Raw genomic sequence first — 21433 nt, forward strand, 5'->3', positions numbered from 1 at the left:
AATAAAGCCAACGCTAAGATGCATGCTTTTATGACTTTGCTCCTTTAATCCTTTCCCGGCACCTGCGGCCGCGCCCAAAAAAACACGAAGCGCTACCGACAACCGCGTGCTGTTTTACGCCTTTTGAGTTAATGTGTGTCTTGCCAGAGGAAATCTGCCTTACGATAACTGAAATTGCTGTCTGGAGTGAATGAAGTCCCTTTGGGACTGTTTAGAACCTAATTTGGGAGCGCGTCTACTGCTTTCAACCAGCGAATTGTCAGGTAGAGGGCTTAGTTCGTTTGTGCGCGGCAGCAAGCGGGAGAACTGGAGCATGAACACTAACTTCGCCGCATGATCTGGAAAATACTCCCTACCCTTGAAGGCCTGAATACTTCCGGCCAGAATACCGCAGTAGAGCACCTCGGCATTGTTTTCACCGAAGTCGGCGAAGATTACCTGCTCGCCGAAATGCCCGTCGATCATCGTACGGTGCAGCCCATGCGCCTGCTGCACGGTGGGGTGTCCTGCGTTCTGATCGAAACATTGGGTAGTGTTGCGGGAATGCTCTGTGTCCCGAACCCGGGAAGTGATTATATCGTTGGCACCGAAATCAACGCCAGTCACTTACGCGGAGTAGGTGAAGGCGGAAAGGTATTCGGTAAAGTAACCGCTGTACGTTTAGGGAAACGGGTACAGGTTTGGTCGGTCGAGATTACCAACGAAGAGGGCAAGGTGACGTGCGTTGGTCGGCTCACCTGCCAGGTTATGACTGCCTGATTCAGTCCGGCTGCCTTCACCTCCGGTGAATAGCAGGGATTAGCGACTTCAGGTCGCATAATTTTCCTATTGGGCTCAATCGGAGTAGAACCTATCTATCGGTGCCCGAGGACTACGTTCCCTCCCGTTTTGCACGTTCATTTTTTCTTGATAAAAAACGAACCAAAAAATCAAGGCTGTGCCACCGGCTGATCGTGGAATCCAGTTCTTGAAGCCTAAAATGGAAAAACTCGCGTCGGCGTTGGTTGGGTTGTTTCCTAACTTGTTAGTCCGTCGAAATCTTTGGTGCTGATCCTGGGGCTTTGAGAACGCTCAGACAGTTTCCATTTTTTAACGGCTTCAAAAACCGGATTCCACTGCCGGTGTCAAGGCCGAAGCAGTAGGGACTGAACTCTGCGTTCTGCACTCTACACTTTGATTGCTGAACGAATATTCAGAATTCCGATCCGGTCCGACTCTCCTGAAAAACTGAAATTTGTCAATGAGGGCCGCCGGCAGGCAAGGTGAGACGAGATGTAGCGAAGGCTCAATCGGAGTAGAACCTATCTATCGGTGCCCGAGGACTACGTTCCCTCCCGTTTTGCACGTTCATTTTTTCTTGATAAAAAACGAACCAAAAAAATCAAGGCTGCGCCACCGGCTGATCGTGGAATCCAATTGTTGAAGCCTAAAATGGAAAAACTCGCGTCGGCGTTGGTCGGGGTGTTTCCTGGCTTGTTAGTCCGTCGAAATCTTTGATGTTGATTTTTGGGCTTTGAGAACGCTCAGACAGTTTCCATTTTTTAACGGCTTCAAAAACCGGATTCCACTGCCGGTGCCAAGGCCGAAGGCGGAGTGTCAGAGCTCTGTGCTTTGTTTTCAATTACGAAAGTTGGAGCATTGAAGTAAAGCTTTGCCCGGCCACCTTCACTTCTGGTGAACAGCAGGGATTAGCGACTTACGGTCGCATAATTTTCCTGTTGGATTCAGTCGGGGTAGAACTTATCTACCGATGCCTTCGACTATTTTCATTGCGCAGCTACTTCGGCCTTGGCCCCGGCCACTAATGCGGTTGCTGGTGGCCGTTAAGAAAAGCAAGTTGTATGAGCCAACACAGAGTTGCTGCATTTCCGAAGGACTTCGACTCCCGACAGTTTCAGACTTCGAAGGGCAAGTTTGATGGTGAGTTTTTGCTTTTTAGGCCAGCAGTGACCGTATTAGTGACCAGCCGGGGACACAGCCTGAAGGGTTTGCTTCTTTGCCCTGACAAAGAAGGCCGCCGGCAGGCAAGGTGCGACGGGATGTAGCGCGGGGTCAATCGGAGTAGAACCTATCTATCGGTGCCCGAGGACTACGTTCCCTCCCGTTTTGCACGTTCATTTTTTCTTGATAAAAAACGAACCAAAAAAATCAAGGCTGCGCCACCGGCTGATCGTGGAATCCAATTTTAGAAGCCTAAAATGGAAAAACTCGCGTCGGCGTTGGTCGGGTTGCTTCTAAACCTATCGGTCCGTTGAAGTCTGGGTGGCTATTTCCTGGGCTTTGAGAACGCTCAGACAGTTTCCATTTTTAAACGGCTTCAAAAACCGGATTCCACTGCCGGTGCCAAGGCCGAAGGCGGAACGTCGCAGCTTTGTGCTTTGCTTTCAATTACGGTGTTTAGAGAATCAAGGATAAGCTTTGGTCCGGCTGCCTTCACCTCCGGTGAATAGCAGGGATTAGCTACTTCAGGTTGCTTGATTGACGGGTTGGATTTAATCGGAGTAAAACTCCTCCATCGATGCCTTCGACTATTTTCATTGCGCAGCTACTTCGGCCTTGGCCCCGGCCACTAATGCGGTTGCTGGTGGCCGTTAAGAAAAGCAAGTTGTATGAGCCAACACAGAGTTGCTGCATTTCCGAAGGGCTTCGACTCCCGACAATTCCAGACTTCGAAGGATCAGTTTGAGGCGAGTTTTTGCTTTTTAGGCCAGCAGTGACCGTATTAGTGATCAGCCGGGGACACAGCCTGAGGGGTTTGCTTCTTTGCCCCGTCAAAGAAGGCCGCCGGCAGGCAAGGTTAGACGGGATGTAGCGCGGGCTCAATCGGAATGAAACTCCTCCACCGGTGCCCCAAGACTGCACTTCTTCCCGTTTTGCCCGTTCATTTTTTCTTGATAAAAAACGAACCAAAAAATCAAGGCTGTGCCACCGGCTGATCGTGGAATCCGATTGTTGAAGCCTAAAATGGAAAAACTCGCGTCGGCGTTGGTTGGGTTGTTTCCTGGCTTTTTAGTCCGTCGAAATCTGTGGTGCTGATCCTGGGGCTTCGGGAACGCTCAGACAGTTTCCATTTTTTACGGCTTCAAAAACCGGATTCCACTGCCGGTGCCAAGGCCGAAGCAGGAGGGACTGAACGGTCAATCCACCTTGAGCGCAACGCGCTGCTCTTTAATCCGTTCCATCAGTTCCGTCTTCACACCTTCCAGTTCAGGGTCATCAATTCGGTTGTCCATTTCGTTGGGGTCTTTCTCGAGGTCATAGAGTTCGTAACCTTCGAAGCCGGGCTCGGTGAAGTGGATAAGTTTGTAGCGCTCTCCGCGCACACCTTCGTGGCGCGCAACGCGGTGGTAGCTGTCCATCTGTTGGTAGTAACGGTAGTAGATGTCTTCGCGCCAGTCGTCGGGCGAGTTGCCCTCCAGAATTGGCCGCAGAGATACGCCCTGGACTTCCGCTGGCGGCGTAACTCCGGCGTAATCCAATAAAGTAGACCCCAGGTCGATGTTGAGTACGAGATCCTCGGTCTCCGAGCCGGCCTTTACGGCGGCCGGGTAGCGGATCATGAGTGGCGTTCGGTGGCTCTCTTCGTACATGAACCGTTTGTCGTACCAACCGTGCTCACCGAGGTAAAATCCCTGATCGGAGGTATAAATAACGATGGTATTTTCGGCCAGCCCTGCTTCGTCGAGGTAATCGAGCACGCGGGCAACGTTGCGGTCAACTGATTCGACGCTTGCGATATAGTCCTGCATATAGCGCTGGTAGCGCCACTCCAGCTCGTCGGACGTACCCTTGACCTGCAGCCACTCCTCGCCTACCCTTTTCAGGAAAGGGGCCCAGGCTTTTTGTTGGGCCGGCGTGAGCCGGCTCAACTGACGGTCAGTGTTCTTCACCTGGTCAAAGTCGGGGTTCTTGATGAAAGTTGCTCCGCCGGTTCCGGGGTCTGGGTTTTGGTATTGGCCAGTCACCTTCAGGTCGTGGCTGGTAAACATATCGGCGATTCGCATATCGGCGTGCTGAGCGGCGGGCCGGCCCTCGTAGTCGTCGCGCAGGTTAGCGGGGACGGGAAAGCGGCGGTCGAGCAGGCCGGGTAGGTCGCTGGTGTCGGGCATCCAGTTGCGGTGGGGAGCTTTGTGCCAGTAAAGCATGCAGAAAGGTTGATCTCCGCCTGCACTTCGTTTCAGTTCCTCGATGGCGTAATCGGTTATCAGGGTGCTGGTGTAGCCCGGTTCGGCGTCAAGGGTGTCACCGTTATGTACGAACCGGGGAGCGTAATAGCTTCCCTGACCGATGAGTCCCCGGAATTCATCGATGCCACGTGGTACGGCCTTAAGGTGGTGCTTCCCGATGAGAGAAGTACGGTAGCCAGCATCATGAAGTGCTTCCGTGAATGTCCACTGATTGGGGTTAAAGGGGCTCAGGTTGTCGATCTTACCGTTGAGGTGGCTGTACTTTCCGGTCAGGATGGCCGCGCGGCTCGGCGCGCATATCGAATTGGTAACGAAGCTGTTGCGAAAGAGCATTCCTTCCTCTGCAATCCGGTCCAGGCCCGGCGTACTCACTAATTCATCCGTATAGGCCGAGATGGCGCGTTGCGCGTGATCGTCGGACATGATGAAGAGGATGTTTGGCCGGGTTGGCGGTGAGGTGTCTTTTTCCGGGGCGCTGCCGCAGGTGCACAGTAAAGGGATAAGGAGCAGGGAAAACAAGTAGCGCATGAATCGTATGGTTGGGTGAATCGACGTAAAAAATTACGGCTTAAATATACAGCGGGAGATGGTTCTGGTCTACCTGTATACTCGATGGACCTTGTACTGTCATCGTTGTTGGTGCGCTTGCGCTGGTTTTAGTTGGGTTTCCGCTTTTGGTTGGGCTTAGTGAGGAGTCAGGCAGGGTTGTTGAAAAACGAGGCTGCGAGACTGCTCATCTGAGTGTGTTTAACTCTAAAGTAATGTAGATACGCTTAGATGAACAGTCTCCCGGGCTTACCTTCCCAGCAGTGGCTTGTCTTTTAACAGGTGATACTGCAGTGCCATTTCGACACACTCCCTGAGCTCTGTTTGGGGAATATCTTCGTCCAGATCAAAAAGGATAGCTCTGTTTTTCTCGTATTTGAATAAATCTCCATAAACCATTCTGAATGTCTCTACCAGGCTCGTGCTACAGCTGAAGTACATAGCATACTGATCTGGATTCTTAGACTTCCAGTCTATTCTGACAGTACTGCCTTTTTTGACGATATAGCTAGGTTCTCCCCACTTCAGCGTTTCTTCGACCTCCTCAATATGCTCAATTTTAGCAGCAACTTCCAGGATCAGGCTTCTCAATGCTTTCAGCTTTGCCCTTACGTTTTTGGGGTAAGAATCAAACTTGGATGCAACTGGTGGGTCCGTTTTGACTTCCATATATTTCATTTGCTGGGCTTAATTTATTGCGGATGTAAAATTCATCCTTTTCAAAACCACAACCAGTACCAAACGTCGATGGGCGGAAACCGGACCCAGCCCAGGTAGAAGAAGTTGACCAGGCCAAAAACAAGGCAAGCAAATACTATCCCAACCGCTACCCGGCCAAGCTGACGCGTGGCAACATCATACGCCCAATGCTTTACGCCGTTCGGATCGCGCCGGGAGCCAGCAACATAATACAGCAGTATCCCCAGCGAAATCAGTAGGCTGACAATCCAGACCGCAAGGCCGGCAAAGCCTCCGTAGAGGGTAAAAAAGGCCATCACCCAGCGGGTACCGGAACGGGGGATGTACTCCCTGGCCAGGCGCTCACGGGATTTCTGGCGGAGGGCTTTGAGGTCGACATCACGGCCCTGCCGAAGCAGTAACCTACGAGCAACCACTACCGCCTCTGCATCCCATTCCGTTTCTTCCAACAAGACTTCTTCCAGCTCTTCTATCGAATAATCTGCAAAAGGATGCGCAGCGAGGTCTTCTTCGGCAAGGTTCTTTTCTGCTTCCTCCTGTAGGACGTAGTTCGCCTTTTCAAACTGAACGGCAGGGATTTCGATCCAGAATTTGGGCTGCAGAGGGGCTCCGATGATTGTTGCCTCACGCCATTCTCCAACATCTTCGCCGGAAGTCTTCACCAGTATATCGTTCTCTCTCAGGACCGTTACCACAGCCCGCAGGTCTTCCGATCTGTTGAAGCGCTGGTAAACAGCAAGATCCGTCGGTATCCGGTGATCGTCAAGTAGGTTGGAGGGCATGACTGCGAAAATAAGTCTAAATCCGTAAAGTCAGGAAATTCGCTCTACCCTGTCCGTATCACCAGATGCAATACTCTTGCGAACTTGCCGCTTATCACGTCTCCCCTCTCCCGGGGAGAGGAGCCGGTGGCAGGGCTAACGCATAGGCCAGTTAAGCCGTGTTAAACCCCCACCCCAATCCCTCCCCACGGAGGATTGGCTAGTGAAAACGCTACGCGTTTTGGGTTGTAATCTGTTAGCGACGGCTATGATCTCCAGCTAAAAGCTTAAAATCGAATCCTATGCGTCAGCCTTGGGAGCAGGGGGAGAGGGAGATCCATGCCTCTCTTAACACACCCACTACCCCCCAGAGGTTACCGGTTTCTTTGCAGCCGCCTTCTTTTTCTTTTTGACGGCTACTTCCTGAGCGATCGCCTCTTCGCCTCCTTTGCGTGGCCAAAGGTGAAACCCGCCGTGTGATCTCGCCGTAAAGTCGCCAAAAGAATCTCCCAGGGCGCTCCTCAGATAATTCGTTTGCTGTGCGCTCAGTAAATCCCAGCGGCCATAGATTCCGATTTCATCCGCCATGCCTTTGTAGTAAACGTTATGGGTGGCGTAGCTTTTGGTCATTATTACCGCAAAGGAATCAGTGTCGTAAGTGCCACGCCAACTGAAGCCTCCAACATCGTCAGTGCCCGTTCCGGTAACTACTCCGTCTTTGAAATCGAGGGTGAAGTGCATTTCGTGGCGAGACCCGTCGTGATCCGAAGGGTATTTATAAATACCCTCCCAAACACCGCTGGGAAAAAACTTATGCTGCTCGGACATAGAAAGGGTTTACCCCAAAATCACGTTCTGGGCAACTCAAATATAAAACTTGTACCTTCATTTAGCCGGCTTTTGATCCCAACTTCCTGCCCGTGGAGATCAAGTATTTTTTTAACGATCGCTAAACCCAGCCCTGCACCTGCGTTCTCGCCATTACCAGCTCTGCTGCCCTGACTGTAACGGTCAAAAATGAAAGGAAGCTCATCTTCAGGAATCCCCGGTCCGGTATCCGTTACTGACACCTGCACGCTGTGCGGAAAAACCGAGAAATCTATATTTATCGCACCTCCTTCGGGGGTGAATTTGAGGGCGTTATCGATCAGGTTCTGCATTACTCGTTCTATCAGTCCAAGATCAGCGGTAACAAACGGAAGGTCCTCCGGCTGATCTACCTTTATTTTGATCCCCTGAGACTTGGCCAGAACACTGTACTTCCGGGCTACATCAAAGGCCAGTTCGCAAACACAAAATGATTCTTTATCGAGCTGAACCTGGCTCGCTTCCAGCTTTGAATATTCGAAAAGCTGGCTGATCAATACATTCAGCCGTTCGGTACCTTTCATTATCGTATTCAGGTGACGCTTGCGCTCTTCCAGCGGCATTGTGTCGGACTTCATGATGAGTGTTTCCACAAATCCCTGTACAATGGCCAGCGGGGTTCTAAGGTCATGGCTTATGTTCGCCACTAGTTCCCGCCGGAGCCCGTCAACGGACTTCAGTTCGTCAATATTGGCGTTGATCCGGTCGGCCATCTCGTTAAAAGTAGCCGCTACAAAGGCGAATTCTCCCCCCTGATCCGTGTCCACTCTCGCGGCGTAGTCTCCTTCCTGAAAACGATGAACGGTGTTCTCGATGTGTCGGAGGTTACGCGTGAGGTACCGGATGGCCAGGAGGCTCATTAAAAACGCTGCCAGCAAGCTGAGGAAAAACAAATTTCTGCCCAGTTTGAAGTTATAGTTGGAGTTCAGCATCGCCGCTACCGAGGCCTGCTCGTCTCCACTCAGAATGATGTAAACGTAGCAATCCAGATTTCCGGATTCATCGAGGATTTCAGCGGCCGAAAATATATTAGGCTCATCCGGGTGCCGGGGATCGTCGCCTCTGATGAAGGGCCGGCTTTTAGGTTCGGCGGCAACGAACTGTTTCACTGGCGCCAGATCAACCCGGTCCAGCATCACCCTGCCCTTCGGGGCGTCATAAGCGAGGATGTCTCCTTTGGCGTTCAGCAGGTACACCTCAACGCTCGGGTTGATATCCATCAACGACTTGATGATGTCTTTGATCATGCTCGTGTCCATCACGGCATGACTTCCTTCCATCTGTTTTACCGTGTATTCGGCAATACCTCCGTTGAGTCGTTGGCTCATTTCGGCCTGGTACTCTCCGTTGGTGTAGGAAGATATCTTTACGTAGGCAGTCCCTACGATCAGTAAAATCCCCAGAATGATGGCGCTAAACTTAAAAAGCAGACGGTTCATACGGCAAAGCTAAGGTAAAATGCTCTCCGTACCGTTCATCAATGGTCCCGGCGGTCAGTATACGACAGGTTTGTACGAAGAGAGCAGAATACAGAGCACGGACCTCAGGGGGCATTCCGTACGCTGCATTCTGCTCTTTTCGCCTTGTACCTACGCTTACTTTTTCTTGTAGAGCTTGTCTCCGGCCTCGCGGTACTTATCTCCATCTACCCAGTAAGGACGGGTGTCCCGGTTGGCGATCAGGCGGGCAGCCAGGGTAAATGCCTGACAGTATTCTTTCAGGTAAGCCATGTTGATGGTTTCGGGGTTGTCCGTTACCTGGTGGTAGTACTTGAATAGTTCGTCGGAGAAGCCCGTAATACCAGGGCTGAAACTGAGAGCAGGTACGCCTTTGGCGGCAAAGCTTACGTTGTCTGAACGATCAAAAAGGCCCTGTTCGGGAGCTGGGTCTTCGATAACTTTCTTACCGAATGCTTCGGCTGCAGCGGCTACCTGGGGGTCGATACCGGTACGGTTGGCACCGATCAGGCTAATGCCGGAGATGTCATCGTAACCGGCACCGTCGGTATTGAAATTAAAGATCGTTTTCTCGAGCGGAACGAGTGGGTGTTCTGCGTACCACTGGCTGCCGAGCAGTCCCATTTCTTCACCGGTCACGGCCAGCATGATGATCGAACGACGGGTTGGACGCTCGGCGAACGCGCGGGCACTTGCGAGCAGCGAGATGGTACCGAAAGCATTGTCGCGCGCACCGTTGAAGATGCTGTCCTGCTCGGTGAACGCTCCACCACCCTGCTTGCCTACACCAACGTGGTCGAAATGAGCCGTTACGATCATGTATTCGTCCTTCAGGTCAGGGTCGGTACCTTCCAGTATGCCACCAACGTTGAAGCTCGAGGTACGTTCAACCATCATTCCGGAACTGGCCATGCTGCCTTTGAGACCTTTTTTCTTTTTAGTCAGCCGGTCAACGAAATCGTCCTGCACCTTTACGAAACCGTAAGGAATAGTTGCAGACTCTGCTCCGTTGTCGAGGCCCATGCGTTCGCCACCGAGGTAGCCCTTGAAGGCACCCCAGGGAAAGGGCAAGGAGTAAATCTCGAAGATACCGACCGCGCCTGCGTCAGCTGCCATTTTGGCTTTCTCGCGGATTCCCTTGAACACACCTGCCTGACTCACATCGCCGGGGATGCCGGCGCGGGTAACAACAATTTTGCCTTTTACGTCGATGTCGGCATAGTCGTTATGGTCTGTCTCACCATCGACCCAGCCATAGTTGGCGAATACAACAGAGGCATCCGCAGTCGCTTCGGGGCCGCGCATAATCAGCAGATCACCCATTTGGGTGAAGCTCATGTCATCGACCATCAGCTTACCGGTTTTAGGCGCAGCTGTTTTCATCAGTGGTACGGGTTGCAGGTAGCTTTCACCGTTGATGGGCGCGTAGCCGAAGGCACGCAATTGGGCGGCGATGTACTGTCCGGCAATTTCATTGCCGCGGTTACCGGTCCGGCGACCTTCCAGGTAATCGGAAGCAAGGAAATGCATCTGGCCGGCAAGTTCAAGTTCGTTGAAGGAGAATTCCGGAAGAGTTTTGTCGATCTCCTGAGCAAAAGCGGTGGTTAGGCTGCTTATCACCAAGAGCAAAAAGAATGTTATTTTTTTCATAGCTGTAAAGTTATGCATCGTTTCCCGGAATAACGACTATTGTTGTCAATGCAACAATATTGCATTAAGGGCGCGGGCGCGGGTGCAAGGATGGTTAAAAACTGTGCTCCGATGGTGAAGGATTCTTAACTTCAATTAAACGGTTGCGTATTATTTATACGATCTGAGGTCGCTATTCACCAAGGATGAAAGCGGCCGGGCTGAGGAGTGAAATAACTACCCAAAGTACAAAGTGCAATCCCTCATGCTTCGCAATGAAAATAGTCGAAGGCCTCGGTGGAGGAGTCCTACTCCGATTGAGCGCGCGCTACATCCCGTCTAACCTTGCCTGCCGGGGGTCTTCTTTGCCCAACTTCAGTTTTTCAGGAGAGTCGGACCGGATCGGGATTCTAAATATTCGCTCAGCAATCAAAGTATAGAGTGCAGAGCGCAGGGTTCAGTCCCTCCTGCTTCGGCCTTGGCACCGGCAGTGGAATCCGGTTTTTGAAGCCGTTTAAAAATGGAAACTGTCTGAGCGTTCCCGAAGCCCCAAGATCAGCACCACAGATTTCGACGGACTAACAAGCCAGGAAACAACCCGACAAACGCCGACGCGAGTTTTTCCATTTTAGGCTTCAGAAACTGGATTCCACGATCAGCCGGTGGCACAGCTTTGATTTTTTGGTTCGTTTTTTATCAAGAAAAAATGAACGGGCAAAACGGGAAGAAGCGAAGTCCTGGGGCACCGGTGGAGGAGTTCTATTCCGATTGAGCCCGCGCTACATCCCGTCTAACCTTGTCTGCCGGCGGCCCTCATTGACAAATTTCAGTTTTCAGGAGAGTCAGACCGGATCGGGATTCTAAATATTCGCTCAGCAATCAAAGTGCAGAACGCAGAGTTCAGTCCCTACTGCTTCGGCCTTGGCACCGGCAGTGGAATCCGGTTTTTGAAGCCGTTAAAAAATGGAAACTGTCTGAGCGTTCCCGAAGTCCCAGGATAAGCACCAAAGACTTCGACGGACCAACAAGCCAGGAAGCAACCCGACAAACGCCGACGCGAGTTTTTCCATTTTAGGCTTCAACAATCGGATTCCACGATCAGCCGGTGGCACAGCCTTGATTTTTTGGTTCGTTTTTTATCAAGAAAAAATGAACGCGCAAAACGGGAGGGAACGCAGCCCTCGGGCCTCGGTGGAGGAGTTCGACTCCGATTGAGCCCGCACTACATCCCGTCTAACCTTGCCTGCCGGGGGCCTTCTTTCGCTGCGCGGCTTCTGCGAGGTGACGGGGCAAAGAAGCAAACCCCTCAGGCTGTGTCCCCGGCTGATCACTAATACGGTCACTGCTGGCCTAAAAAGCAAAAACTCGCCTCAAACTGATCCTTCGAAGTCTGGAACTGTCGGGAGTCGAAGCCCTTCGGAAATGCAGCAACTCTGTGTTGGCTCATACAACTTGCTTTTCTTAACGGCCACCAGCAACCGCATTAGTGGCCGGGGCCAAGGCCGAAGTAGCTGCGCAATGAAAATAGTCAGAGGCACCGGTAGATAAGTTCTACTCCGACTGAACCCAACAGGAAAATTATGCGACCAGAAGTCGCTAATCCCCGCTATTCACCCGAGGTGAAGGCGGCCGAACTGAGGGTGAAATAGCTACGCAGAGTACAGAGTTCAGTCCCTCCTGCTTCGGCCTTGGCACCGGCAGTGGAATCCGGTTTTTGAAGCCGTTAAAAAATGGAAACTGTCTGAGCGTTCCCAAAGCCCAGGAAGTAGCCACCCAGACCTCAACGGACCGATGGGTTCAGAAGCAACCCGACAAACGCCGACGCGAGTTTTTCCATTTTAGGCTTCAAGAATTGGATTCCACGATCAGCCGGTGGCACAGCCTTGATTTTTTGGTTCGTTTTTTATCAAGAAAAAATGAACGGGCAAAACGGGAGGGAACGCAGCCCTCGGGCCTCGGTGGAGGAGTCCTACTCCGATTGAGCCCGCGCTACATCCCGTCTAACCTTGCCTGCCGGCGGCCTTCTTTCGCTGCGCGGCTTCTGCGAGGTGACGGGGCAAAGAAGCAAACCCCTCAGGCTGTGTCCCCGGCTGCTCACTAATACGGTCACTGCTGGCCTAAAAAGCAAAAACTCGCCTTAAACTGATCCTTCGAAGTCTGGAACTGTCGGGAGTCGAAGCCCTTCGGAAATGCAGCAACTCTGTGTTGGCTCATACAACTTGCTTTTCTTAACGGCCACCAGCAACCGCATTAGTGGCCGGGGCCAAGGCCGAAGTAGCTGCGCAATGAAGATAGTCGAATGCATCGATGGAGGAGTTTTACTCTGATTAAACCTCTACGTACCAATTACGCGACCGTAAGTCGCTAATCCCCGCTATTCACCAGAGGTAAGGGCCGCCGAACCAAAGCTTATACTTGATGCTCCAACTTTCGTAATTGAAAGCAACGCACAGAGTTCCGACACTCCGGCTTCGGCCTTGGCACCGGCAGTGGAATCCGGTTTTTGGAGCCGTTTAAAAATGGAAACTGTCTGAGCGTTCCCGAAGTCCCAGGATCAGCACCAAACACTTCGACGGACTGACAAGCCAGGAAACAACCCGACCAATGCCGACGCGAGTTTTTCCATTTTAGGCTTCAACAATTGGATTCCACGATCAGCCGGTGGCACAGCCTTGATTTTTTGGTTCGTTTTTTATCAAGAAAAAATGAACGGGCAAAACGGGAAAAAGCGCAGTCCTGGGGAACCGGTGGAGGAGTTTCACTCCGATTGAACACACGTCACCGCCCGTCTCACCTTGCCTGCCGGCGGCCTTCTTTGTCAGGGCAAAGAAGCAAACCCCTCAGGCTGTGTCCCCGGCTGATCACTAATGCGGTCACTGCTGGCCTAAAAAGCAAAAACTCGCCATCAAACTGATCCTTCGAAGTCTGGAACTGTCGGGAGTCGAAGCCCTTCGGAAATGCAGCAACTCTGTGTTGGCTCATACAACTTGCTTTTCTTAACGGCCACCAGCAACCGCATTAGTGGCCGGGGCCAAGGCCGAAGTAGCTGCGCAATGAAAATAGTCAGAGGCACCGGTAGATAAGTTCTACTCCAACTGAACCCAACAGGAAAATTATGCGACCAGAAGTCGCTTTTCTCCGCTATTCACCCGAGGTGAAGGCGGCCGAACTAAAGCTTATACTTGATGCTCCAACTTCCGTAATTGAAAGCGACGCGCAGAGTTCAGTCCCTCCGCCTTCGGCCTTGGCACCGGCAGTGGAATCCGATTTTTGAAGCCGTTTAAAAATGGAAACTGTCTGAGCGTTCCCGAATCCCCAGGATCAGCCCCAAAGATTTCGACGGACCAACAAGCCAGGAAACAACCCAACCAACGCCGACGCGAGTTTTTCCATTTTAGGCTTCAGAAATTGGATTCCACGATCAGCCGGTGGCACAGCCTTGATTTTTTGGTTCGTTTTTTATCAAGAAAAAATGAACGGGCAAAACGGGAAGAAGCGCAGTCCTCGGGCACCGGAGGAGGAGTCTTACTCCGATTGAAGCTCTACGTGGCAATTTTAACGACTAGCCGGCGATACACACACCGGTCCGTTTATTTACCCTATATTGTCTTAGGCAAAGACCAGGTAGAAGCAGGTTTCCGGCCTACCAACCGGAATTTGCCGGTATTACACCCGGACAGAGGGCGTTTCAGGGTGTATAGTTTTGTTTTTCAGCTATTTATTTTGTTCCATGCTTGTTGGCTTTTGATGCGCCGCGGGCTACAGGCTTTTTGTCATTTAAAATTTATCGATCATGAAATGGGCATACAGTATTCAGCAAAAAATCAAGGCGGCAGGTTTGCTTGCCGCTATCTGTTTTCTGGTGATCGGAACCAGTTTTCTGGGAAGGTCCCATATGGATAGTCTTAGTGATTCTTTCTCTTCGGTATACGAAGACCGGCTCGTTGTGGAGAGCTATATCTATATGATCTCCGATCATTTGTACCAAAAGAAGGCAGCGCTTGACCATTGCACTGAGTTTGCCGATGCCGACTTTCGGACAGATCTGGGGGCGCACAACACGGCCATCAACGAGCTGTTATCTAATTACGATAAAACGGTGCTTACCGAAGACGAAGCCGCTTTCCTCCAGGACTTCAAGGCCAACATCCTTGCCCTGCACGAACTCGAAGTAGAATACCTCCGCTTTTCTGACGGAGAGCCAGAGCTTGTCGCGATCCGGGAATCGCTCAACCATCAATTCCACCTTGCTGCAGCCAACCTCCGCCAGCTTTCCGATATTCAGATAAAGGAAGGTAAAATTCTCAACGACCGGTCTCAGCAAATAGTGAAAGGCTCCTCGCTGATCACCAGCCTTGAACTCGTTATCCTTATCTGTATCGCCATCATCCTGCAGGTAATCGTACTGGCTAGCCGACCCGTGATTGCCCGAACCTGGCAGCAGGGTAACCTGAACTGACGGGGAGGCCTTCTGCCTGAGCTGAAAGAAGGGCTTTGAGCGCCCTTTAACGGGCTGTAATCAGCTAAAAGTGATTCTTTTGTCGTCTCTAAGCATTAGAGCACTACCTTCGAGGCTTCTAAATCGCGTCCTCCATACCGGGCCAAATACATTTGCATGCACTTGAAGTTTAATAGAAAGAGCCCGTCTGGGTTCTACGCAGAGGTCAAGAGAGAAGTCGAAGACTACTTCACCTCAAATAGCATAAGCAGGAATGCCAACACCAGTATGGTGCTAAAAACGGTACTTTTTCTTGGGGGGCTCCCCATTCTTTATTGCCTTATCGTTTTTGGGCAGTTCAGCCTGGGCGTAACGTTTGGCCTGACGATACTGATCGGTATGTGCCAGGCATTTATCGGCTTCAACGTTGCGCACGATGCTATTCACGGCAGCTACTCTTCAAACCAAAGGGTCAACAAACTGCTTAGCTACAGCTTCAACGTCATCGGTGCCAATGCTTACGTATGGAAAATTACCCACAACGTGGTTCACCATACCTACACCAACATCCCCGGCCACGATGAGGACCTGGACGTAGCTCCCGGTTTACTGCGGCTGTCGCGGCTGGAAGAGAAAAAACCGATAATGCAGTACCAGCATATCTACGCATTCCTGCTCTACGGTCTGGCTTCGCTCTCGTGGGTGTTTCGTAAGGATTTTGTGAAGTTCTTTCAGTCGAAAATCGGCCACACCGATAATACCGATCATCCCAGGAACGAGTATTACAAACTATTCTTCTTCAAGGCGGTGTACTATACCTTGTTCATCGTTGTGCCCCTCATCGTTATGGACATTACCTGGTGGCAATTCGTGATCGGTTTTGTTGCTATGCACCTGGCCGAAGGCCTGGTACTCGGCCTGGTTTTCCAGCTTGCTCACGCCGTTGAGGAAACCGATTTTCCGGAACCCGATGAGGAAGGGTCTATGGAAGAATCATGGGCTGTACACCAGATGCATACCACGGCAAATTTCTCCCGCAACAGCAAAACGGCTGCTTTTTTATGCGGAGGGTTGAACTACCAGATCGAGCATCATCTTTTTGCCAACATCTGCCATATTCACTATCCTGCCATCTCCGGTATCGTGGAGCGTGTAGCCCATAAACACGGCATTCCTTACCACGATAACGCTACGTTTTACGACGCACTCTGTTCTCATTACCGGATTTTGAAGAAAATGGGGCAAAAGGAAGAAGTGCTGGCGTAACCGATTGGATTGCAGGAACCACTGCACCGGGCGGTTTATTCCCCGGCGTCCATTGGAGGGATTTGCCCGAGAAGATCTTCGAGGTCCCACATACTTGCTTCTGCGAACGGGCCTACCGAAGACCGTCGTAGTGCGGTGAGGTAACCGCCCGAGTCGAGGTTTTTACCCAGATCGTAGGCGAGTGAGCGGATGTAAGTTCCTTTAGAGCAGGTAATCTCGAAGTCGACTTCCGGCATCTCGATGCGGGTGATTTTAAACTCGTGCACGGTTACCGGGCGCGGTTTCACTTCTACCTGTACGCCTTTGCGGGCTTTCTTATACAGCGGTTGGCCATCGACTTTGATGGCGGAAAAAATCGGGGGCAGTTGCTCCAGGTCACCGGTGAGGCCGAGCGCGGCTTGGCGGATCATCTCATCGGTAATATGGTCGGTCGGGAAGGTGGCGTTGATGGGTTCTTCCGCGTCGTAGCTCGCGGTGGTGGCCCCCAGGGTGATGGTGCCGGTGTAGGTCTTGTCCATGCCCTGTAATTCGGCGAGGCGTTTGGTCCATTTGCCGGTACAGATGTTCAGCATCCCGGTGGCCATCGGGTCCAGCGTACCGGCGTGGCCTACTTTAATTTTCTTGATGCCGAGGTGCTTCCTGATGGCCCAGCGAACCTTGTTTACAACGTCGAAACTGGTCCAGCCCTTGGGTTTGTCAACCAGCAGTAAACAACCTTCCTGAAAGGTAAAGGGAGGGGTAGTGGTAGGAGGAAGCATTAAAGTATGCGGTATTTGATTAGTAATGTTAGATGTACGACTCTGGCGCGGCCGCAGGTGCAAAGAACGTTATTTAGAAGGCAATGTGTTGCAAGAGTTGCCTTGCTTCTGAAAACCAGTAGCTTATCTGCCGCAGGCAGCTGGCAGCTTTATCACTTTTCCGGAACTATACCATCGCCCGGCTATTTCTTTCGGGGCATCTCAACTACCCAGATCCCGCGCAATTGATTGGCGGCGTAACCTGTAGCCTGATCTGCGGGGTACAGCTCCCGGAGGGCAGACAAGGTAGCGGGGCTGAGATCATCCGTTGTATCTCCGTGGCACTTCAGGCACATATCGTTGGTTATGATCGGGTAGTAACCCGTAATGATTTCTTTTTCTTCGTAGAGACGGTACGGCTGTGTTTTGCCTCGGGCCAGGTCTTCGCGCAGCGCCGCAATCTGAAACAGTTGCAAGCTGTCGGCGGCATTGTCCGGATTACGGGGGCGGTCACTGACCCTGCGTATGCTGATATTTTGCGCTGTTCCGGAGCTGTCGGTCAGCGTTTCTGCACGGACGTTACAGAAGCTGACGGCGTGTTCAGGCCCGCCGGCCTGAATGGCTTTCAGGAGATTTGAACCGAGTACTGATTTGGTTTGCATCGCAAACCGCCGCCCCCGGTCAGCGAAGCTCTCTGCTGCGTCCGGGCTATCCTGATCGGAGCGTCTCTCCCCGAGGCGTTGTTTTTCTAACCACTCAGGATCCTCCAGGTCTGCGTGGTAAACGAAGGCGGCAATGGCCTTCAGGTCTTCTTCGGGGTATTGGAGCTGGGGCATCAGACCGAAGCGGCCAACGGCGCCAGGCATCTTCGAGTAACCTTTTGATGGGCGTCCGACGAAGCGAACGATGTCTGCGGTGAAACCGGACAGTGTGGTTGAATCATTGAGATAGTGGTTCTTTACCATCAGCATCGAAGGGGCTAACCGGCCCGTAAGCTGAGCTTCAGGGCTGTGGCAAGACTGACAGTTTGCCTCCAGCAACGACTTCCCCGCTTGTATTTGTGCCAGTACCGCCGGGTCGTCCGGCAGGTCATGGTTTGTATCGGGTGGGGTGGGGCTGTTGCAAGAGGTGATCAGGATCGCCAGTAGTGCTGCGAGCAGATTCTTCATTGTGGTGATGTTTAGAATTGGTGCTGAAGTACGGGTGAGGCAAGACCTTCACCGCTGCGCAACAAATCTATTACCACAAAACCGGGGGTTCTGTAATGTGGCTCACACAACAGAAAAAAGAAGAGCAGGCAGGTTATGGAAGCGTTTCCGGAAAACCGGCTTTGCACCTGCGGCCGCGCCCTGATGCTTAACCCACTGCTTTGATTAGCAAAACGATAGCTGCTACCGCAAAACAGTAGTAGGCAAACCACTTCAGTTCGGCTTTTTTGACCAATTTGATCATCCAGACGCAGGCAGCGATACCGGTCAGAAAAGCGGCGATGAAGCCGATGCTCAGTTCCGGTATAGAGACGGTTCCGGAAAAATCGCCGTCGAGGAGGTCTTTGGCCATTTTACCCAAGATGAGCGGGACCACCATCAGAAAGCTGAACCGGGCAGACTTTTCGCGATCGATGCCCAGCAAAACGCTGGTGGAAATGGTCGCCCCGGACCGGCTGATGCCAGGCAGAATCGCCACGGCTTGCGCCAGACCGATGATGACGGCGTCTTTAAATCCGACATCTTTGTTCGTATTCCTTGCCCGGTCCGCCAGAAAAAGCAGGAGCCCGGTAAGGATGAGCATGCAGGCAACCAGCACAATTTGCTTATCGAAGAGTGCCTCCAGAAGATCATCGAACAGTACCCCAACCACAGCGGCGGGTACCATACTCAGGATGATCAGGGCGGAGAATTTTGTTCCGTCGTTCCACTTAAATTTGAAAAGGTCGGAGATGATTTCCAGCACATCTTTACGGAATACGACCAGCGTTGCCAGCGCGGTAGCAGCATGCAGGGTAACGGTCATGAGCATAGACTCGGCCGCGAGGCTGTCGTCCTGCATAATCCATTTGGCCAGCTCGAGGTGGCCGCTGCTGGAAACCGGCAAAAATTCGGTTAGCCCCTGGACGATGCCAAGGACGAGGGCCTTTAATAGTTCTATCATTTGGATCGTTGGATCGCGGAGCGTTAGCCTGTGGAACTCCCACTGCTAACGTCCATCTTACTATTTCTTCAGAATAGCGTAAATAACCGTACCCAGGCCTGCCAGCATAACGATGGGGGCCAGTGTGATTTTACGGAAGGAATAAATAACATTTTCATCAAAAACGGCAGGGTCTTCTCCCCGGCCACCACTCATGAGCAGCAGGCTGAGCACCACCAGACCAAACCCGATACCCATCCAGATGTAAGTGTCGCGGCCGAAGGTCAGCGGACGATCGTTCGCTGGCTTGGCGGCAGCGGTGCGGGAGGAAGTACGGGGCGTTGCGGGTTTAGGGGTCGCTGCCGCTCTGGGAGTATTGGCTGCGGCGCGTTGGGCTTCGCGGCGATCTGACTTTTTATTATGTTGCTTACTCATGTTTTGTCGGTTGGTGGTTGCCGGTTGTCGGTTGGTGGCAGCATTACGTTACCACAGCGGACGACCGAAAAATCAGTATAAATCGTCTAAGCGGAGGCGAAGGTAGCGACGAACGACGACATAATGACTGACGAAGTTGATCAATAAGCCAAGCAGCAGGATTCCTCCGTAAAGGCAAACCAACGGCAGCGGCTCCGCAAATAGGTTAAGTTCGGGTAAAACGGACTGCAGCCAGTACTGTAATCCTGCAACACCGCCAATGGCGATGAGCCCGGAAACAATCCCCTGGCCAACAGCACGCCAGAGGTAAGGCTTGCTGATGAAGCCCCAGCTTGCGCCTACCAGTTCCTGGGTTTTGATGGTGAAGCGGTTGGCGTAAAGCGACAACCGCACAGTATTGTGAATAAGCAGGGCGGCCACCAGTGCGAAAAGCCCCGCCAGGCCAAGGAGGATGTAACCCATCCGGCGGGCATTCTCGGCAATACGGTCCACGAAGTTCTCCTGATAGAACACGGCTGCTACACCGGGCTGCGTTTGTATCTCCGTAGCGATGGCCGCGAGGCTGTCAGACTGTAGGTAAGCAACCGGAACGTTGAAGGTCACAACGTCGAGCAGGGGGTTGTTGAGCCCCAGGTCATTTAGGTCTCTTTGCAAGTCATCACCCATTTCTTCGAGAGCGGCTTGCTTACTGACGTACTCGGGCTGGCTGCCGGGCTTGTTGAACCGGGCGGCTGTGATGTCGGCAATGAGCTCCATACGTTGAATCTCGGTGTGATCGTCGTTGAGCTCCACAATTATGTCCAGGCTCTCCTGCAGTTGTTTTGTCAGATAGTTGGCCTGAAACGTCCATAGGCCAACCAGCCCCAGCAGGAACAAGACCAGCGCCAGGCTGATGATGACGTATAACTGATTGGGGCGGGGAGCGGGCACGGGAGGTTTAGTTGGTACGTTAATATTTTGATGAAACGGAACCGGACAACGTATTGCTGCCAGTTCCTGATGTTCACAAAAGTAAGCAATCGTAAACAGGGTGCCGGTTAATTAAGCTTAATAAACACTATTGGGTCTTAACCACCTTTGTCCACCGCTCAGAACTACCATCGGTAACCCGGACGGAATAAACGCCAACCGGCCAGTCTTTGGCGGATAGCTGGAAAGTATTCTCTCCCGCAGAAAGGTATGCCGACCTCGTCTCCAGCAATTGCCCGTTAGGGGAGTAAATTTCGAGTGTAGCCTGACTTCCGGATGTTGAGTTGGCCTGAATGGTAAGCTGATCAGTGACGGGGTTGGGGTAGGCCCGCAACTCCGGTATCACAAGCCCGGGCTCGGTATTGGAAACAGTTCCCTGGTTGATCTTTACTTCCTGAACGCAGGGAGGTGCCAGGTTGGTGCCAAAATCAACAAATACACTGGCAACAGAGCCGTTGTCTCGGGCCAGATTATCCCGAAAGTGCAAATTCCATTCGCCAGCAATAAGGGAAGAATCGAACCGGCTGAGTGGCTGTTCAGGTTTGTAATCAATGTCTGGCATAGTTTGATTAGAGCCGACGTTGAAAATCGTTACGTGCTCTGACATTGTGTTGGGTGCACCGACAGACCAGCAGTACAGACCGGGCGGGTCAGGAGTAACCGTGCTCTCATCGCCTTGTCCGAGCAACTGGCGGCCTACATCGCTCGCAGGGTCATATGTATGGATGTTAACGGCTGTTCCATCAGAGCAAGTGATCCAGATGTCCAGGTCTCCGAGGTAGCTGTGCTCCATCACGGCACAGATTCGAGCCAAACCACCAGCTTCACCGACAGTCTGATCGCTTCCTCCCGTACCGATAACCTCGAAGGACACTTCGTATTCCGAGCCGTTTCCGTCGGGCAGTAGGGCTGCATCCTGAGTGAATTCCCCGGAACGGCTTTCTGAGTATTGATAGGTGAGTTCTGATGTCCCGGTCTCAAACCCGAATTCACCTGGTACACCACGCCCGGCGGCCCCGACGGGGCCGTTGATGGTGTAGTAGAGGTTTGCAGTTCCGCACTGATTTGTGTCCGGCGGAGAGACGACGAATGTGGTGTCGGATTCGCCTGCTTTCAGGTTAAAAGAAAGGTCTTCGGGGCAGTTTGTAGTCAGGTCTTCGCACTGGGCGGAAAGGTTGAAAGCAGTAGGGACTACGAGGGCTAGTAACAATAGGAAACGTATCATTTTTTGGTGTGTTTTTCTTCGAAAGGAGCGTTGATAGGTTACCTAAAGATACTGGGCGCAAACCAGATTGTCGCGATTGCTCCTCCC

The 21433-nt window shown here is 52.2% G+C and carries 15 protein-coding genes; 3 read left to right on the forward strand and 12 right to left on the reverse strand.

The annotated features are described in order from the left end of the window. Positions 1-333 precede the first annotated feature (333 nt). Complete coding sequence (locus FUA23_RS16245) at positions 334-759, forward strand: hotdog fold thioesterase (RefSeq protein WP_147931818.1); 426 nt, start codon at positions 334-336, stop codon at positions 757-759. A gap of 2378 nt (positions 760-3137) precedes the next feature. Here the strand turns inward: FUA23_RS16245 and FUA23_RS16250 are convergent. The 6 genes from FUA23_RS16250 to FUA23_RS16275 all read right to left on the reverse strand — a co-directional run bounded on the left by FUA23_RS16250 (position 3138) and on the right by FUA23_RS16275 (position 10167). After that, positions 3138-4715 (reverse strand): sulfatase family protein, encoded by a 1578-nt coding sequence (locus FUA23_RS16250; protein WP_147931819.1) that lies wholly within the window; start codon positions 4713-4715, stop codon positions 3138-3140. A gap of 267 nt (positions 4716-4982) precedes the next feature. After that, on the reverse strand, positions 4983-5411 hold the full coding sequence (locus FUA23_RS16255) for a DUF1801 domain-containing protein (RefSeq protein ID WP_147931820.1): 429 nt from the start codon (positions 5409-5411) through the stop codon (positions 4983-4985). 41 nt (positions 5412-5452) lie between these two features. Continuing rightward, complete coding sequence (locus FUA23_RS16260; protein WP_147931821.1) at positions 5453-6214, reverse strand: hypothetical protein; 762 nt, start codon at positions 6212-6214, stop codon at positions 5453-5455. A 339-nt stretch (positions 6215-6553) separates the two neighbouring features. Beyond that, complete coding sequence (locus FUA23_RS16265; protein ID WP_147931822.1) at positions 6554-7021, reverse strand: hypothetical protein; 468 nt, start codon at positions 7019-7021, stop codon at positions 6554-6556. A 20-nt stretch (positions 7022-7041) separates the two neighbouring features. Beyond that, the gene (locus tag FUA23_RS16270; protein ID WP_147931823.1) at positions 7042-8499 is read right to left on the reverse strand and encodes a sensor histidine kinase; all 1458 of its coding nucleotides are present in this window, start codon (positions 8497-8499) and stop codon (positions 7042-7044) included. A gap of 156 nt (positions 8500-8655) precedes the next feature. Beyond that, a complete protein-coding gene (locus FUA23_RS16275; RefSeq protein WP_147931824.1) occupies positions 8656-10167 on the reverse strand; it encodes a M28 family peptidase in 1512 nt (503 codons plus the stop codon). A gap of 3772 nt (positions 10168-13939) precedes the next feature. On the opposite strand from FUA23_RS16275, the gene FUA23_RS16280 reads away from it, so the two are divergent. Further along, positions 13940-14605: an MCP four helix bundle domain-containing protein gene (locus tag FUA23_RS16280; protein ID WP_147931825.1), complete on the forward strand. Its 666-nt coding sequence runs from the start codon at positions 13940-13942 to the stop codon at positions 14603-14605. 156 nt (positions 14606-14761) lie between these two features. Beyond that, the gene (locus tag FUA23_RS16285) at positions 14762-15850 is read left to right on the forward strand and encodes a fatty acid desaturase family protein (protein WP_147931826.1); all 1089 of its coding nucleotides are present in this window, start codon (positions 14762-14764) and stop codon (positions 15848-15850) included. Positions 15851-15885: 35 nt separating this feature from the next. On the opposite strand, the gene truB is transcribed toward FUA23_RS16285, so the two are convergent. The 6 genes from truB to FUA23_RS16315 all read right to left on the reverse strand — a co-directional run bounded on the left by truB (position 15886) and on the right by FUA23_RS16315 (position 21346). After that, positions 15886-16608, reverse strand: a complete 723-nt coding sequence (truB, locus tag FUA23_RS16290) for a tRNA pseudouridine(55) synthase TruB (protein WP_147931827.1) — start codon at positions 16606-16608, stop codon at positions 15886-15888. Between the two features lie 182 nt (positions 16609-16790). After that, a complete protein-coding gene (locus FUA23_RS16295) occupies positions 16791-17756 on the reverse strand; it encodes a c-type heme family protein (RefSeq protein ID WP_147931828.1) in 966 nt (321 codons plus the stop codon). 187 nt (positions 17757-17943) lie between these two features. Continuing rightward, positions 17944-18735: an undecaprenyl-diphosphate phosphatase gene (locus FUA23_RS16300; protein WP_406603410.1), complete on the reverse strand. Its 792-nt coding sequence runs from the start codon at positions 18733-18735 to the stop codon at positions 17944-17946. Between the two features lie 63 nt (positions 18736-18798). After that, on the reverse strand, positions 18799-19152 hold the full coding sequence (locus tag FUA23_RS16305; RefSeq protein WP_147931830.1) for a DUF3098 domain-containing protein: 354 nt from the start codon (positions 19150-19152) through the stop codon (positions 18799-18801). Between the two features lie 72 nt (positions 19153-19224). Next, entirely contained in the window at positions 19225-20082 is an 858-nt protein-coding gene (locus FUA23_RS16310; protein WP_147931831.1) for a cell division protein FtsX, read from the reverse strand. A gap of 127 nt (positions 20083-20209) precedes the next feature. Beyond that, positions 20210-21346 carry a T9SS type A sorting domain-containing protein gene (locus FUA23_RS16315; protein ID WP_147931832.1) on the reverse strand — a complete coding sequence of 379 codons (1137 nt, stop codon included), beginning with the start codon at positions 21344-21346 and terminating at the stop codon, positions 20210-20212. Positions 21347-21433 lie beyond the last annotated feature (87 nt).

The sequence above is a fragment of the Neolewinella aurantiaca genome, assembly GCF_008014675.1.
GTDB classification, from domain to species: Bacteria; Bacteroidota; Bacteroidia; order Chitinophagales; family Saprospiraceae; genus Neolewinella; species Neolewinella aurantiaca.

Coding starts and splice junctions, on each gene's coding strand:
- FUA23_RS16270 (WP_147931823.1), bottom strand. CDS start 8,499: ATGAACCGTCTGCTTTTTAAGTTTAGCGCCATCATTCTGGGGATTTTA.
- truB (WP_147931827.1), bottom strand. CDS start 16,608: ATGCTTCCTCCTACCACTACCCCTCCCTTTACCTTTCAGGAAGGTTGT.
- FUA23_RS16245 (WP_147931818.1), top strand. CDS start 334: ATGATCTGGAAAATACTCCCTACCCTTGAAGGCCTGAATACTTCCGGC.
- FUA23_RS16315 (WP_147931832.1), bottom strand. CDS start 21,346: ATGATACGTTTCCTATTGTTACTAGCCCTCGTAGTCCCTACTGCTTTC.
- FUA23_RS16295 (WP_147931828.1), bottom strand. CDS start 17,756: ATGAAGAATCTGCTCGCAGCACTACTGGCGATCCTGATCACCTCTTGC.
- FUA23_RS16280 (WP_147931825.1), top strand. CDS start 13,940: ATGAAATGGGCATACAGTATTCAGCAAAAAATCAAGGCGGCAGGTTTG.
- FUA23_RS16275 (WP_147931824.1), bottom strand. CDS start 10,167: ATGAAAAAAATAACATTCTTTTTGCTCTTGGTGATAAGCAGCCTAACC.
- FUA23_RS16285 (WP_147931826.1), top strand. CDS start 14,762: ATGCACTTGAAGTTTAATAGAAAGAGCCCGTCTGGGTTCTACGCAGAG.
- FUA23_RS16265 (WP_147931822.1), bottom strand. CDS start 7,021: ATGTCCGAGCAGCATAAGTTTTTTCCCAGCGGTGTTTGGGAGGGTATT.
- FUA23_RS16260 (WP_147931821.1), bottom strand. CDS start 6,214: ATGCCCTCCAACCTACTTGACGATCACCGGATACCGACGGATCTTGCT.
- FUA23_RS16255 (WP_147931820.1), bottom strand. CDS start 5,411: ATGAAATATATGGAAGTCAAAACGGACCCACCAGTTGCATCCAAGTTT.
- FUA23_RS16250 (WP_147931819.1), bottom strand. CDS start 4,715: ATGCGCTACTTGTTTTCCCTGCTCCTTATCCCTTTACTGTGCACCTGC.
- FUA23_RS16305 (WP_147931830.1), bottom strand. CDS start 19,152: ATGAGTAAGCAACATAATAAAAAGTCAGATCGCCGCGAAGCCCAACGC.